The sequence below is a fragment of the Bradyrhizobium sp. CCBAU 51765 genome (assembly GCF_015291725.1).
GTDB classification, from domain to species: domain Bacteria; phylum Pseudomonadota; class Alphaproteobacteria; order Rhizobiales; family Xanthobacteraceae; genus Bradyrhizobium; species Bradyrhizobium liaoningense.
The window spans coordinates 138,070-153,009 of the sequence record NZ_CP030038.1; the positions used below are offsets into that span (position 1 = coordinate 138,070).

The window sequence follows — 14,940 nt, forward strand, 5'->3', positions numbered from 1 at the left end:
AGCCCAAAGCACACGATCCCAAGACACAGCGCATTGCACTTTCTCGGCTCATGGCCCAATGCCAACGCAGCACTCTGAAAGGGCTTATCTATCTGGATTTGTTTGCGATCCAGAATCGTATGGTGCCCAGGAAAGGACTCGAACCTTCACGGCCGTTAAGCCACTGGCACCTGAAGCCAGCGCGTCTACCAATTCCACCACCTGGGCATGCCGTTTGGGGCACGGAGGCGGTTACTACGGTTCGGTGACGCCGTTGTCAATTCATGCGTGAGGCCCGGTTCGGGATGCCGATTGCGCATCGCAAACCGGCTCGATAAAAGCCTGACAAGACGCACTCTTTTCCGCAGGAACGGACACCCCCATGGCATCGAATCTGGACACGCTCGTCACGGTTTTCGGCGGATCGGGGTTTTTGGGCCGGAATGTCGTCCGGGCCCTGTGCAAGCGGGATTACCGGGTCCGGGTTGCGGTACGGCGGCCGGAACTTGCCGGGTACCTGCAGCCCTCCGGCAAGGTCGGACAGGTCCACACCGTGCAGGCGAATCTGCGCTATCCGGCCTCGGTCGAGGCGGCGCTGCGTGATTCGCATATCGCGATCAACCTCGTCGGCGTCCTCACCGAAGGCGGCGCGCAGACTTTTGACGCCGTCCAGGCCAAGGGCGCCGAAACCGTCGCCAAGGCGGCGGCCGCGGCCGATGCCGGCCTGGTGCATGTCTCGGCGATCGGCGCCGACGCGGAATCGCCCTCGCGCTATGCCCGGGCCAAGGCGGCGGGCGAAGCTGCGGTCCTGGCCGCGGTTCCCTCCGCCACGATCTTCCGTCCCTCCGTGATGTTCGGCCCCGAGGACCAGTTCACCAACCGCTTTGCCGCGCTGGCCCGGATGTCGCCGGTGCTGCCGCTGATCGGCGAGACGACCCGGATGCAGCCGGTCTATGTCGGCGACGTCGCCACCGCGATCGCGGATGCCGTCGACGGCAAGGCCAAGGCGGGCGCGACCTACGAGCTCGGCGGGCCGGAAGTGCTGACCATGCGTGAGATCATCGAGACCATCCTGGAGATCACCGACCGCAAGCGGATGCTGATCCCGCTGCCGTTCGGCCTCGCCCGCTTCCAGGCCGCCTTGCTGCAATTCGCGCCGGGCGCGTTCAAGCTGACACCGGACCAGGTCACGCTGCTCGAGCGCGACAACGTCGTCTCGGAGGCGGCGAAGGCGGCCGGCCTGACGCTGGAAGGCCTCGGCATCACGCCCGATTCGCTGGAAGCGATCGCCCCGCAATATCTCTGGCGCTTCCGCGCCGCCGGTCAGTTCCAGCGCATGAGCGTGTGAGGCTGGTCGGCTTCTTGCGCTTGCGGGCGAGGGAGCGCACCAAGCGAGTTGCTGCTCTAAAGCGCGATGCGATCAGGATGAAGCGTCATCGCGCTTTAGGTTGTTGTTTAAGCATGATCTTTTCGGAAAGCCGCTGCGCGCTTTTCCGGATCATGCTTCAATGGCCCAGCGCCAGCGCGATCAGGCCGAGCGTGCCGACGATGACGCGCCACCAGGCGAACACCACGAAGCCGTGGCGGGTGACGTAGGTCAGGAACGTCTTCACCACGATGATGGCGGTGATGAACGACACCACGAAGCCGATCGCGACGATGCCCATGTGGTCCATCGTCATCTCGGCGCGGCTCTTGTAGAAATCGTAGGCGAACGCGCCGATCATGGTGGGAATCGCCAGGAAGAACGAGAACTCCGCCGCCGCACGCTTGTCGGCCCCGAGCAGCATCGCCGCGACGATGCTGGCGCCGGAGCGTGACACGCCGGGGATCATCGCCACGCACTGCGCGATGCCGATATAGAGATACATCAGCAGCGGAAACCTGGTGGCGTCATGCTCGCGCGGCTTGAGATCGAGCTTGTCGACCCAAAGCAGGATGGCGCCGCCGACGATCAGCGTGAAGCAGATGACCCAGGGATTGAACAGCAGGCTCTTGATGTACTTGCCGGCGACGAGGCCGACGACCACGGCCGGCAGGAACGCCACCAGCACGCCGATCACGAAGCGCCGCGCATCGGCATCGCCCGTGAACAGGCCGATCACGACGTCCCACAGCTTCCTGAAATACAGCCCGACGATCGCGAGGATCGCGCCCAGCTGGATCAGAACGGTAAACGAATCCCAGAAGGCGCCTTCGCCGAGATGAAAGAAGCGCTCCGCGAGCAGGAGGTGACCGGTCGAGGATACGGGAAGGAACTCGGTCACACCCTCGATGATGCCGAGGATCACTGCCCGTATTGCGTCTGACATATTTACGGTCCATTTCGGCTGGAAAAGCGGGGCTCTTCTCGCCTATTCGTTCCCATGCCGCAATCGCAAAATGCGAGATCACGATCTTGCCTCGCGGTTTTGAGGGACTAGTGTGGCGCCGCACAAACATTGATGGATTCTTAAGCACCATCAAATAGTCAAAGGCTTCATGTTTACGCTGTTTCATCATCCCTTCTGCCCGCATTCGCGCTTCATCCGCCTGATCGCGGGCGAATACGGGCTCGATCTGAAGCTGATCGAGGAGCGCAGCTGGGAGCGGCGCGAGGCGTTTCTGCTTCTCAATGCGGCCGGCACCACGCCGGTGTTGGTGGATGAGGAACAGCCGCCGATTCCAGGCGCGGCCATCATCGCCGAATATGTCGACGAGGCCTATGGTGCCGAGATGGGCCCGAAACGGCTGATGCCGCAGACGATCGGCGAACGCGTCGAGGTGCGCCGGCTGATGGCCTGGTTCAACGAGAAGTTCTTCGAGGAAGTCTCGCACCCGCTCGTCACCGAGCGCATCTACAAGCGCTTCATGAGCGAGGAGAATGGCGGCGGCCCGCCTTCGGCCGACGTGATGCGCGCGGCGAAGGCCAATGTGCGCTATCATCTGGCCTATATCGGCTGGCTGGCGCAGACGCGCAATTTCCTCGCCGGCGACCGGCTCACCTACGCGGATCTCGCCGCCGCGGCGCATCTCTCGGCGATCGACTATCTGGGCGACGTGCCATGGAGCGAGGACGACGCAGCAAAGGCGTGGTACGCGCGGGTGAAATCCCGCCCGTCGTTCCGTCCGCTGCTCAGCGAATGGCTGGCCGGCGTGCCGGCGTCGCGGACCTACGTGGACCTGGATTTCTGAAAAGGATCGTCATGCCCGGGCTCGTCCCGCCTGCGCGGCCGAAGCCGCTTCGGCGAGGCGAAGGCCCGGGCATCCACGTTCCTCCTTTTATCATGAGCACGACGCAAAGACGTGGATGGCCGGGACAGGCCCGGCCATGACGAGCGTGGATCCGACGGCGATCAAATCTGCCCCCGGCATGGATGGGCTGCGTTCCGCACTCGAGGAGCAGGCGCGCGCGCTCGGCTTCGACTGCATCGGCATCACCGCGCCGGGCACGATCGAGAGCGCCGGAAAACACTTCCTCGAATTCATCGCATCGGGCGGCCATGGCGACATGGACTGGCTCGCCGCAAGCCCCGAGCGCCGTGTCGATCCGCGCGGGCTGTGGCCCGACGTACGTAGCGTGATCATGCTCGGCGTCAATTACGGTCCCGCCTCCGATCCGCTGGCGATCCTCGAGCAGCCGACGCGCGCGGCGATCTCGGTCTATGCGCAGGGCGACGACTATCACGACCTCATCAAGAAGCGCCTGAAGTCGCTGGCGCGCTGGCTGGTCGCGACCGCGCCGTCGGACGTGAAAGTCTTCGTCGACACCGCGGCGGTGATGGAGAAGCCGCTGGCGCAGGCGGCGCATCTGGGCTGGCAGGGCAAGCACACCAACCTCGTCTCGCGCGAGTTCGGCTCATGGCTTTTTCTCGGCGCGATCTACACCACGCTGGAGCTGCCGCGCGATGCCGCCGAGATCGATCATTGCGGCTCGTGCCGGGCCTGTCTCGACATCTGCCCGACCGCGGCGTTCCCCGCGCCCTACAAGCTCGATGCGCGACGCTGCATCTCGTATCTCACCATCGAGAACAAGGGACCGATCCCGCGCGAATTTCGCAAAGCCATCGGCAATCGCATCTATGGCTGCGACGATTGCCTCGCCGCGTGCCCCTGGAACAAGTTCGCGCAGGAAGGGCGCGAGGCCAGGCTCGCGGCGCGCGACGAATTGCGCGCGCCTGCGCTCGCCGACTTGGCACGGCTCGACGACGCGGCGTTTCGCACGCTGTTCACGAAGTCGCCGCTCAAGCGCATCGGCCGCGACCGCTTCTTGCGCAACGTGCTGATTGCGATCGGCAACTCGGGCGAGGCGGCGCTGGCGGAGGAGGCGCGGCGCTTGCTGGACGACGAGAGCCCGCTGGTGCGCGGGGCTGCGGTGTGGGCATTGGGGCAGCTGCTGGAGCGCGGAGAGTTTGAGGCGATGAAAAGCGCGGCGCTGGGCGGAGAGTTCGACGACAGCGTGCGTGAGGAGTGGCGGGCTGCTATCCGACCCTCATCCTGAGGAGCGCGCCCGAAGCGCGCGTCTCGAAGGATAGAGGCCGAGATGCAGCAGCGGGGCCTGCATCCTTCGAGACGGCGCTTCGCGCCTCCTCAGGATGAGGATCGTGGACCTTGATTTCCCCACCCATTCCCGCAATCTCGCGCGCATGACAAACATGCCTTTCTTCACCCGCGACGGCGAGACATTCCACCCGACGGAAGTTGCCAATGGTCCCTGGGATCCGAAGTCGCTGCACGGGCGCGTCATCATCGGCCTGCTCGGCTTCGCCATCGAGGAGCGCCATTCCGGGCCCGAGTTCGTGCCGGCGAGGCTCACAGTCGACATGTTTCGGCTGCCGACCATCGACAAGCCGATTGAAGTGACGACGCGTCTGGTGCGCGATGGACTACGCATCCGCGTGGTGGAAGCGGAGTTCTTCTCCGGCGGCGTCAGCATGGCGCGCGCCTCGTGCCAGCTGCTGCGCAAGACGCAGAATCCTGATGGCAATGTCTGGTCGCCGCCGAATTGGGACGCGCCGAAGCCGGCCGGCATTCCCAAGCCCACGGATCCCAGGCTCGGCATGAACGGCAAATGGGCGACGCGGCCGATCGTCGGCCAGATGGGCTCGCTCGGGCCGCGCCGGCTGTGGATGAGCGAGGTGCGCGAGCTCGTTGCGGGCGTGCCGATGACGCCGTTCGTCCATGTCGCAACCGGTGCCGATTTCGCCAGCCCGTTTGCCAATGCCGGCGACAAGGGGCTCGGCTACATCAACAGCGACGTCACGATCTATCTGCACCGCCTGCCGGTCACGGAATGGATCGGCTTCGAAGTCGTGAACCACCACGCCACCGACGGCGTCGCGATCGGCGAATGCTGGCTCTATGACGAGCAGGGCCCGATCGGCACCGCGACCGTGGCGGCGCTGGCGCAGCGCAAGCCGATGGCGAATCCGTCGAAGCGGTAGGGGCGCGCGCCTCTCTCCGGTCGTCATTCCGGGATGCGCCGTCAGGCGCAGACCCGGAATCCATTGGACCGCAGGGCCAAAAGGCGAAATGGATTCCGGGTTCGCGCTTCGCGCCCCCGGAATGACGGTCAGGTGAGATGCCGCTGCATCTCCGGCCGCGCCTTGAGCTCGGCGCCCTGCTTTGCGACGATCTTCGCAATTCTTTCCGGCGCGAACTTCAGATCGACGAATGCCGGCGCGGTGTTGGCGACCTCGTGATAGCTCGCGATCTTTCCATCCTGCAGCGTCATGATCGCGACGCCCTCGAACATCGCCCGCACGCCGTTGGCGTCCGGCAGGGTCGATTTGTAGCTGAAGGTGTAGCGCGCATAGAGCGTGGTGCCGTCAGACACCGGATCATGCATGTCCCAGCGGAAATTAGTCGCCGTGCGATAGAACCAGTCGTCGATCATCGCCGCGATCCTCTCGCGTCCTTCGAAGGCGCCGTAGAACACGTCGTGATAGACGCCGTCCTCGGTGAACAGCTCGGCAAAGGCGCGACCGTTGCGCTGCTCGACCGCATCGCAAAAGGCGCGCAGCATGGCGGTGGTGGTCATTGGCGTTGCTCCTTCCCCGTTCTCTGTCATGCCCCGGCTCGACCGGGGTATCCAGTACGCCGTGACTTCTCGGCTCTATCTCTGCCGTTTCTGGAATACTGGATTGCCCGCCTTCGCGGGCAATGACAGCGAGTATTACAACTTCACCCGATCTCGGCCACCGCGGCAAGAATGCGCGCGATGTCCTGCGGGCGGGAGAGGCGGTGGTCGCCGTCCTGGATCATGGTCAGCACGACGTCATCGGCCGGCAGGCGGTGGGTCAGCGCGAACGCGTGCTGCCATGGCACGTCAGGATCTTTCGCACCTTGCAGGATGCGCACGGGGCAGCCGAGATCGATGGCGCTGCCGAGCACGAGATGGTTGCGGCCCTCCTCGATCAGGTTCCGCGTGATCGGATAGGGTGAGCCGTCGCCGTAATCCGACGGCCGCATCCAGACACCCTTGGTCTCGATCTCTTTCTTCACCGCGGGCGAAAAATTCTTCCACATCAGCTCCTCGGTGAAGTCGGGCGCGGGCGCGATCAGGACGAGGCCGGCCAGCGACGCCTTGCCAGGACGCTTCTTGATCTCGCGCGCGAGCAGCAGCGCGATCCAGCCACCCATGGATGAGCCGATCAGGACTTGCGGGCCGTCGCAAAACCGCTCGAACACCGCAACGCTCTCCTCCAGCCAGCGCCCGATGGTTCCGTCGGTGAAGTCGCCGCCGGACTCGCCGTGGCCGGAATAGTCGAACCGGACCATTGCGCGGCTGTGATCCCGGGCGAAGGCGTCCAGCGCCAGGGCCTTGCTGCCCTGCATGTCCGAGTTGAACCCGCCCAGCCAGACCAGTCCCGGTCCCTGTCCACGCCGGCTGCGTACCGCGATCCGGCGTGCGGACAGGCCCTCACCCACATCGATGAAGTCGAGCGTGGCATCAGGAATTATATCGGTCATGGAACATTTACTCTGGCTGTGCGGTTTGAGCTGTCCGGGCGCGTCCCGCGATGCGACCCGATGGCTGCATTGGCCGCCCTTTGGGACGCTTGCGGAACAGAAGCAAGGTGTCTATGTCGTCTGCGTGCTCAGGCGTGACCAAAATGCCTCGCATTTGAGGGTTTTTCGCACGCCGCATGAGCGACTTGCTTGCCGGCAAACGCATCTTCCTTCAAGATAGCCGCTTCTTTCACAACTTTGGAGAACCACCCATTCGCCGTCCTAATAAAGCTCCGCCCGCTGCCAGCAAAGACGGGCCGCGCATCAATGATGATATCCGCAATGCGCAGATCCAGCTGATCGACCAGACCGGTGACAACAAGGGCACGGTCGAGACAGTCGTCGCCATCCGGATGGCTCAGGAAGCCGGCATGGATCTGGTCGAGATTTCGCCGAATGCCAGCCCTCCCGTCTGCAAGATCATGGACTACGGGAAGTACAAGTATTCCGCTCAGAAGAAGGCCGCGGAAGCCCGCAAGCGGCAGAAGACCGTCGAGATCAAGGAGATCAAGCTCCGCCCGATGATCGACGACCATGATTACGACGTGAAGATGCGCGCGATGCAGCGGTTCTTCGAAGAGGGCGACAAGGTCAAGATCACGTTGCGCTATCGTGGCCGCGAAATGGCGCACCAGGAGATCGGCACCAAGCTGCTGGACAAGATCAAGACCGACGTCGCCGAGCTCGCCAAGGTCGAGCAGGACGCGCGGTTCGAAGGTCGCCAGGTCGTCATGGTGCTGGCGCCGCGCTGACGCGAAGCGCTTTGGCTCAGGACTGAGTTTTCAACGGCCCGTCCGGATTTCCGGCGGGCCGTTTTGTTGTGTGCGCGTTGCTGGGGATATCTCTCGCCACGAACTCGCTGCACCTCTCCTGCCTCCGGGAGAGGTCGACGCGCAAAGCGCGGCGGGTGAGGGCTCTCGCCTCTTGGGGATCCTCGCTTGCGGAAGCAGCCCTCTCCCCGACCCTCCCCCGCAGGCGGGGGACGGAGCGCATCGCCGTCGTGGCGATGGTTTGCCCTTCAGGTCCGCGTCGCCTGCCAGGTGCCGCTGCACTGGTCGCCGGAGATGACACCTCTCCACGAGCCGGCACCGTTCACGCCGGCGAGCCGGCCGCCGCCGCTGGCATGGGAGGCGCCGACCGAGACCTGGACAGCCACAGCGCCGGAGCGGTTGATCCTGCCCGAAACCCGGCCGCCGCCGGCGGACGAGACGCGGCTGCCCGTCACGGTGAAGGGAACGCTGTAGCCCGAGCTGCAACTGCCCCTCGTGGTGGCGAAGGTGACGTTCCAGATGCCGTCATAGCCGCCGACGCGGGCATCGGCAGTCGACGGCAGCATGACGGCCGCGAGCAGGACGAACAGCGCCAGATGACGCGGGCGGACGAAACCAGTCAAAGACGAAGGCGATTGGGACAAATGGGCCATTTTGGTCCTGCTCCGGGCGGCACGGCTGGGGACATGAGGGTGGCAACACCGGATAGTCTCCGGGCCTATTCCGCCGGTTCATCGTTGCCATTTGGCTCCCGCTCTGTCATAAGCCCAGCCTTCATCGCCCGGCTGATTAAGGGCTGCCGTGGCGGTGTTTCGTGCGGGTTTCGCGCTCGTTCGCAAAACCTGAGCACAATCAACGCTCTAACGAGCAATTTAGACGGCCAGCCGCCTTCACGGGCGGATTTCTGTTGTGGCCATAGGAGAGCCAAATGCCCAAGCTGAAGACCAAATCGGGCGCTAAAAAGCGCTTCAAGGTGACTGCCACCGGCAAAGTGATGCACGCCCAGCGCGGCAAGCGTCACGGCATGATCAAGCGGACGAAGAAGCAGATCCGTCAGCTCCGCGGCACCCGCGTGCTGTTCAAGACCGACGGCGACAACGTCAAGAAGTACTTCTTGCCGAACGCCTGATCGCGTCCACGATCACTGCCACCTCGCGCCGCCTTCGCGCGGCGATCCGAAAACCAAGTCATCTCTGAAGGAATTTTGTCATGTCTCGCGTCAAACGCGGTGTGACCGCCCACGCCAAGCACAAGAAAGTCTACAAGGCCGCCAAGGGCTTCTATGGCCGCCGCAAGAACACCATCCGCGCCGCCAAGCCGGCCGTGGAGAAGGCGATGCAATACGCCTTCCGCGACCGCAAGCGCAAGAAGCGGACGTTCCGCGCGCTCTGGATCCAGCGCATCAACGCTGCCGTCCGTCCGTTCGGCCTGACCTACAGCCGATTTATCGACGGCATGGCCAAGTCCGGGATCACCGTGGACCGCAAGGTGCTGTCGGATCTCGCGATCAGCGAGCCCGCCGCGTTCCAGGCGATCGCCGAGAAGGCCAAGGCTGCGCTGGCCGCCTGAGGCCTGCGCTAGCGGGCCTTTTGGCCCGCAGCCTTCAAAGCTTTTTGCGAGTAGCGCTGGGCGACCTCCGCCCGGCAGAATGCTGTCGCCGAAATATACATGGTGCCGGACTTGTTCCGGTACTTGCGATCGCACGCCTGCAACTCGCGCTGATAGCTGAGCTTTTGCGGCGGCTTCTGCTGGCCGACGAAATCAGCTTCGCATTTCTTCTCGACCACTTCACCGAACTGCACGTCGCCGCTGGCGCCATATGCGCAGGCCTCGAACAGCTTCATGGCAGGGCCGCAGCCAGGCGCCGCATTGAGGACTGCGATGACGTCGTCCATCGACGTCGATTTGGCCGGGCATTCCTCGGCGTAGGCCGCGCCCCCCAAAGCACCTTCCAATACAAGCAGGGCCAGACCGACCAGACAGGATCTCGAAAGCATCGCAGGACTCTCCTCATACCCCCATTGGTGCCGGGTCCCCGCGCAGCGTTCAACCCGGCCGGCCGCAAGCCCGAAATGACCGGCTTTTTGCTTGACGTTACGGCCTTCGGGCGGCGACAACCCAGCCGAATTTGGAGCCAAGGATTTGACTGTGTCCGACCTCGCAACGCTCGAAACGTCCATCCTCGACCAGATCGCCGCCGCCGGCGATGAAGTCGCTCTTGAAGCCGTGCGCGTCGCCGCGCTCGGCAAGAAGGGCTCGATCTCGGCGCTGCTCGCCACGCTCGGCAAGATGTCGCCTGATGAGCGCAAGACGCAAGGCGCCGCGATCAACCAGGCCAAGGACAAGGTCACCGAGGCGCTCGCCGCCCGGCGCGACCTGCTGAAGTCCGCGGCGCTCGATGCGCGGCTCGCCTCCGAGACCATCGACGTCACCCTGCCGCTGCGCGATGCACCGGTCGAGGCCGGCCGCATCCATCCGCTGAGCCAGGTCTGGGACGAACTGACCACGATCTTCGCCGACATGGGCTTCTCGGTCGCCGAGGGTCCCGACATCGAGACCGACGACTACAACTTCACCAAGCTGAATTTCCCGGAAGGCCATCCCGCGCGCGAGATGCACGACACCTTCTTCTTCCATCCGAAGGAGGACGGCTCGCGCATGCTGCTCAGAACCCACACCTCGCCGGTGCAGGTGCGCACGATGCTGAGCCAGAAGCCGCCGATCCGCGTGATCTGCCCGGGCCGCACCTACCGCATCGATTCGGACGCGACCCACACGCCGCAATTCCACCAGGTCGAAGGCCTCGTCATCGACAAGACCTCGCATCTCGGCCACCTCAAATGGATCCTGCATGAGTTCTGCAAGGCGTTCTTCGAGGTCGACCACATCAACATGCGCTTCCGTCCCTCGTTCTTCCCGTTCACCGAGCCGTCGCTGGAAGTCGACATCCAGTGCCGCCGCGACAAGGGCGAGATCCGCTTCGGCGAGGGCGAGGACTGGCTCGAGATTCTCGGCTGCGGCATGGTGCACCCGAACGTGCTGCGCGCCTGTGGCATCGATCCCGACGAGTACCAGGGCTTCGCCTGGGGCATGGGCATCGACCGCATCGCCATGCTGAAATACGGCATCGCCGACCTGCGCCAGCTGTTCGACAGCGACGTCCGCTGGCTGAGCCACTACGGCTTCAAGCCGCTGGAGGTGCCGACGCTTGCGGGGGGATTGAGCTCGTGAGGGTTGTGAGTAGCCGTACAAAAACTCTCTCCGTTCCCTCCCCCCTTGTGGGGGAGGGTCGGGGAGGGGGGTAGCCACGGATGCCGCACGCAGTTGTAAGCGAGCGACAGCGCAGCCGGGCGAAACAGCTTCGCCGAGCGATGACGCGCGCCGAAACACTGCTGTGGCGGCACCTGAAGGCTAACCGCATGGACGGTGTTGGCATCCGTGGCCAATCGCCAATCGGAAACTACATTGCTGACTTCGTGTGCTTCTCCTCAAAGCTCATCATCGAGCTCGATGGGGAATCCCATGATTTCGAGGAACGTCAAAAAAAAGATGAGCGTCGCGACGCTTTCTTCACAGCCGAGGGTTTTCAGGTTCTGCGCTTCACCAACGAGCAGGTGATGACGAACCTTGAGGGAGTTGTTGAGACAATTCGCCAGGCAACTTCTGTCAGAGCCCGCGGCTTACCCCCCTCCCTGACCCTCCCCCACAAGGGGGGAGGGAACGCCGACACCGACCGAGATCAATTCGTTAACACCGACAAGAACCGAGGCACACAGCCATGAAATTCACCCTCTCCTGGCTGAAGGATCATCTCGACACCGACGAGCCGCTGGACAGGCTCGCCGAGAAGCTCACCATGATCGGGCTCGAGGTCGAGAACATCGAGGACAAGGCGAAGGCGCTGAAGCCGTTCACCATTGCGAAGGTGATCTCGGCCGAGCAGCATCCGAATGCGGATCGCTTGCGCGTCTGCATGGTCGACACCGGTGACGGCGGCGCGCCGGTGCAGGTGGTGTGCGGCGCGCCGAATGCGCGCGCGGGGCTCGTCAGCGTGTTCTCTCCGCCGGGCACCTACATTCCCGGCAAGGACATCACGCTCGGCATCGGCACCATCCGCGGCGTCGAGAGCCGCGGCATGCTCTGCTCGGCGGCCGAGCTGCAGATCTCCAACGACCATGACGGCATTATGGAATTGCCGGCGGACGCGCCTATTGGCGCGACCTACGCCGAATGGGCCGGGCTCGGCGATCCCGTGGTCGAGATCAACCTCACGCCGAACCGGCAGGACTGCACCGGCGTGCACGGCATCGCGCGCGACCTCGCCGCCGCCGACATGGGCAAGTTCAAGGACCCGACCATCAAGCCGATCAAGGGCGAATTCCCCTGCCCGGTGAAGGTCACGGTCGAGGATTCCTCGCTGTGTCCCGGCTTCGCGCTTCGCCTCGTGCGCGGCGTCAAGAACGGACCGTCGCCGGAATGGCTGCAGAAGCGGCTGACCGCGATCGGACTGCGCCCGATCAACGCGCTGGTCGACATCACCAACTTCATGACGTTCGACCGCGCGCGGCCGCTGCATGTGTTCGACGCCAAGAAGGTGAAGGGTGATCTCGTCGTGCGTCGCGCCCGCGAGGGCGAGAGCCTGCTGGCGCTCGACGGCCGCACCTACAATCTCGATCCCGCGATTTGCGTCATCGCGGACGAGCACGGCGTCGAATCGCTCGCCGGCATCATGGGCGGCGAGGCCTCCGGCTGCGATGAGAACACCACCGACGTGCTGATCGAATCGGCGCTGTGGAACGAGATCAACATCGCCCAGACCGGCCGCAAGCTCGGCATCAATTCCGACGCGCGCTACCGCTTCGAGCGCGGCGTCGATCCCGCCTTCATGGTGCCGGGGCTGGAGCTTGCAACCAGGCTGGTGATGGAGATGTGCGGCGGCACGCCGTCCGAAACCGTCGTGGTCGGCAAGGCTTTTGCCGACGATCACCTGATCGAATTCCCGATCACCGAGGTCAAGCGCCTGTCGGGCATCGAGGTGCCGCAAGCCGAGATGAAGCGCATCCTGACCCATCTCGGCTTCATGATGGCAGGCCCCGGCCCGGTGGTGAAGGTCGCGGTGCCGTCCTGGCGTTCCGACGTGCACGGCAAGGCCGACATCGTCGAGGAGGTCGTGCGCATTTTCGGCGTCGACAAGGTGCCGATGACGCCGTTCGAACGAGGCGACGAGCCGCGCAAGCCGGTGCTGACGCCGCTGCAGCTGCGCACCCGCCGCGCCCGGCGCGCGCTGGCGAGCCGCGGCATGGTCGAGGCCGTGACATGGTCCTTCATTGCCAAGCCCGCGGCCGAATTGTTCGGCGGCGGCCAGCGGGAGCTCGAAGTGGCCAACCCGATCGCGTCCGATTTGTCGGACATGCGCCCGACCTTGCTTGCGGGCCTGATCGCGGCTGCGCAGGCCAACGCCGATCGCGGCTTTGGCGATGTCGCGCTATTCGAGGTCGGCCAGATATTCAAAGGCGATCGCCCGCAGGACCAGTTCATGGCGGCAAGCGGCGTGCGCCGCGGCTTTGCTTCCTCCGAAGGCCTCGGACGGCACTGGACCGGCTCGACGCAGGCGGACGTGTTCGACGCGAAAGCCGACGCGCTGGCGGTGCTCGCTGCGGCCGGTGCGCCGATGCAGGCGCTTCAGGTCGTGGCGGGTGGTCCCGGCTGGCTGCATCCGGGACGTTCCGCCACGATCCAGATCGGCCCGCAGAACGTGCTCGGCCATTTCGGCGAGATGCATCCGCGCGCGCTCGAGGCGCTCGGCGTCGACGGTCCCTTGATGGTGTTCGAGGTGATCCTGGACCGCATCCCCGAGGCGAAGAAGAAGCCGACCCGCGCCAAGCCGCTGATCGAGCTCTCCGCCTTCCAGCCTGTTACGCGCGACTTCGCCTTCATCGTCGACCGCGCCGTGAAGGCCGGCGACATCGTCCGCGCTGCGCAGGGCGTCGACAAGAAGCTGATCACCGGCGTCAACGTTTTCGACGTCTATGAGGGCAAGGGCATCGATGGCGGCAAGAAGTCGATCGCGATCGCGGTGACGATCCAGCCGCGCGAGAAGACCCTGACCGACCAGGAGATCGAGGCCGTCGGCGCCAAGATCGTGGCCGAAGTCACGAAGAAGACCGGCGGCACTCTGAGAGCATGATGCCGAAAAGTGTGAAGCGGTTTTCGGACGACATCATGCTCGAGGATCGACGAGCGTGAGTCTCGCCGACTTTCTCCCGAAGGATGTCAGCCTCACCATTGCGATGGCGCTCTGCGCCGTCGCTTTCGTTTCGGGCACCGCGCGCGGCTTCTCCGGCTTCGGCTCGGCGCTGATCTTCATGCCGCTGGCGAGCAGCATCGCAGCGCCGCGGCTCGTTGCGGCCCTGCTGCTCGTCATCGATTTCGTCGCGGCCGCGCCGCTCCTGCCTGACGCCTGGCGGAAGGCCGACCGCGGGGCCACCGCCGTGATCGTGCTCGGCGCGCTGGTCGGCGTGCCGGTCGGCACGTATTTTCTGAGCGTGCTGGAGCCCGTCACCACGCGCTGGATCATCTCCTGCTTCGTCGCCGCCCTCCTGCTTCTGCTGCTGTCGGGCTGGCGCTATCGCGGCAAGGACCACGCCTGGCTCTCGGTCGGCATCGGCGGTATCTCGGGCTTCTGCAGTGGCCTCGCGCAGACCGGGGGCCCGCCGATCGTCGGCTACTGGCTCGGCCGCCCGATCGCACCGATCGTCGCACGCGCCAACATCGTGCTGTTCTTCGGCGCGTCGGACTTTTTCTCGATGGTCAGTTACGCGGCCACGGGCCTGATTTCGCGCGAATCGCTGGTGCTCTCGCTGGTCGTCGGGCCGGTCTATGCGATCGGCGTCGCCTTCGGCGCCTCGCTGTTCGGCCGCGCCAGCGAGAAAGTGTTTCGCGGGATCTGCTATGTGCTGATCGCGGTCGCGGTGATTGCCGGGCTGCCGGTGCTGGATGGGATTTTGCGGTAACTCTCTCCACGAGCCGTCCCCGCCTGGCGCGCAATTGCGTACGGGGCGCGGAGACCCATACCGCGTGATCTACCGATTGTAGCCGGTAGAGGTCCCGAACTACGAATCTTCGCCAAACCACGCCCTGCGGTTCTGGGTCCCGAATCGGCGCGCGCCTCGGGGCGCGCTTGTCCGGGACGACAGCGGAG

General features: G+C 64.7%; 16 protein-coding genes and 1 tRNA gene. 11 read left to right on the forward strand and 6 right to left on the reverse strand.

What is annotated here, in order from left to right; genetic code table 11:
- Positions 1-120: 120 nt before the first annotated feature.
- Positions 121-207: transfer RNA gene (locus XH96_RS00605), tRNA-Leu, on the reverse strand.
- Between the two features lie 154 nt (positions 208-361).
- On the opposite strand from XH96_RS00605, the gene XH96_RS00610 reads away from it, so the two are divergent.
- Complete coding sequence (locus tag XH96_RS00610) at positions 362-1,327, forward strand: complex I NDUFA9 subunit family protein (protein WP_194390617.1); 966 nt, start codon at positions 362-364, stop codon at positions 1,325-1,327.
- A 157-nt stretch (positions 1,328-1,484) separates the two neighbouring features.
- On the opposite strand, the gene XH96_RS00615 is transcribed toward XH96_RS00610, so the two are convergent.
- On the reverse strand, positions 1,485-2,291 hold the full coding sequence (locus tag XH96_RS00615; RefSeq protein WP_194390618.1) for an undecaprenyl-diphosphate phosphatase: 807 nt from the start codon (positions 2,289-2,291) through the stop codon (positions 1,485-1,487).
- Positions 2,292-2,460: 169 nt separating this feature from the next.
- Between XH96_RS00615 and XH96_RS00620 the strand changes: the two genes are divergently transcribed.
- From XH96_RS00620 to XH96_RS00630, 3 genes are all read left to right on the forward strand, one after another.
- On the forward strand, positions 2,461-3,153 hold the full coding sequence (locus XH96_RS00620) for a glutathione S-transferase family protein (protein WP_028179134.1): 693 nt from the start codon (positions 2,461-2,463) through the stop codon (positions 3,151-3,153).
- 136 nt (positions 3,154-3,289) lie between these two features.
- Entirely contained in the window at positions 3,290-4,459 is a 1,170-nt protein-coding gene (queG, locus tag XH96_RS00625) for a tRNA epoxyqueuosine(34) reductase QueG (protein ID WP_246789899.1), read from the forward strand.
- A 145-nt stretch (positions 4,460-4,604) separates the two neighbouring features.
- Entirely contained in the window at positions 4,605-5,402 is a 798-nt protein-coding gene (locus XH96_RS00630; protein WP_194393979.1) for an acyl-CoA thioesterase domain-containing protein, read from the forward strand.
- 128 nt (positions 5,403-5,530) lie between these two features.
- Here XH96_RS00630 and XH96_RS00635 read toward each other — a convergent pair whose 3' ends face one another.
- Together XH96_RS00635 and XH96_RS00640 are read right to left on the reverse strand one after the other, a co-directional pair.
- Complete coding sequence (locus XH96_RS00635; RefSeq protein ID WP_194390619.1) at positions 5,531-5,998, reverse strand: nuclear transport factor 2 family protein; 468 nt, start codon at positions 5,996-5,998, stop codon at positions 5,531-5,533.
- A gap of 143 nt (positions 5,999-6,141) precedes the next feature.
- Positions 6,142-6,930: a carboxylesterase gene (locus XH96_RS00640; RefSeq protein WP_194390620.1), complete on the reverse strand. Its 789-nt coding sequence runs from the start codon at positions 6,928-6,930 to the stop codon at positions 6,142-6,144.
- Between the two features lie 251 nt (positions 6,931-7,181).
- Here XH96_RS00640 and infC point away from each other — a divergent pair, with 251 nt between their 5' ends.
- Positions 7,182-7,721 (forward strand): translation initiation factor IF-3, encoded by a 540-nt coding sequence (infC, locus tag XH96_RS00645; RefSeq protein WP_080659921.1) that lies wholly within the window; start codon positions 7,182-7,184, stop codon positions 7,719-7,721.
- Between the two features lie 266 nt (positions 7,722-7,987).
- On the opposite strand, the gene XH96_RS00650 is transcribed toward infC, so the two are convergent.
- Complete coding sequence (locus XH96_RS00650) at positions 7,988-8,392, reverse strand: hypothetical protein (RefSeq protein WP_194390621.1); 405 nt, start codon at positions 8,390-8,392, stop codon at positions 7,988-7,990.
- A gap of 275 nt (positions 8,393-8,667) precedes the next feature.
- Between XH96_RS00650 and rpmI the strand changes: the two genes are divergently transcribed.
- Together rpmI and rplT are read left to right on the forward strand one after the other, a co-directional pair.
- Complete coding sequence (rpmI, locus tag XH96_RS00655; protein WP_008539890.1) at positions 8,668-8,868, forward strand: 50S ribosomal protein L35; 201 nt, start codon at positions 8,668-8,670, stop codon at positions 8,866-8,868.
- An 80-nt stretch (positions 8,869-8,948) separates the two neighbouring features.
- Positions 8,949-9,308 carry a 50S ribosomal protein L20 gene (gene rplT, locus XH96_RS00660; protein WP_028179126.1) on the forward strand — a complete coding sequence of 120 codons (360 nt, stop codon included), beginning with the start codon at positions 8,949-8,951 and terminating at the stop codon, positions 9,306-9,308.
- 8 nt (positions 9,309-9,316) lie between these two features.
- Here the strand turns inward: rplT and XH96_RS00665 are convergent, their stop codons facing one another.
- The gene (locus tag XH96_RS00665; RefSeq protein ID WP_371739926.1) at positions 9,317-9,856 is read right to left on the reverse strand and encodes a hypothetical protein; all 540 of its coding nucleotides are present in this window, start codon (positions 9,854-9,856) and stop codon (positions 9,317-9,319) included.
- Positions 9,857-9,887: 31 nt separating this feature from the next.
- Between XH96_RS00665 and pheS the strand changes: the two genes are divergently transcribed.
- From pheS to XH96_RS00685, 4 genes are all read left to right on the forward strand, one after another.
- Complete coding sequence (gene pheS, locus XH96_RS00670) at positions 9,888-10,970, forward strand: phenylalanine--tRNA ligase subunit alpha (protein WP_194390622.1); 1,083 nt, start codon at positions 9,888-9,890, stop codon at positions 10,968-10,970.
- Between the two features lie 80 nt (positions 10,971-11,050).
- Complete coding sequence (locus tag XH96_RS00675) at positions 11,051-11,521, forward strand: endonuclease domain-containing protein (RefSeq protein WP_194390623.1); 471 nt, start codon at positions 11,051-11,053, stop codon at positions 11,519-11,521.
- Positions 11,518-13,926, forward strand: a complete 2,409-nt coding sequence (gene pheT / locus XH96_RS00680) for a phenylalanine--tRNA ligase subunit beta (RefSeq protein ID WP_194390624.1) — start codon at positions 11,518-11,520, stop codon at positions 13,924-13,926. Before XH96_RS00675 ends, pheT begins: the two co-directional genes overlap by 4 nt.
- 55 nt (positions 13,927-13,981) lie before the next feature.
- Positions 13,982-14,752: a sulfite exporter TauE/SafE family protein gene (locus XH96_RS00685; protein WP_194390625.1), complete on the forward strand. Its 771-nt coding sequence runs from the start codon at positions 13,982-13,984 to the stop codon at positions 14,750-14,752.
- Positions 14,753-14,940: the final 188 nt, after the last annotated feature.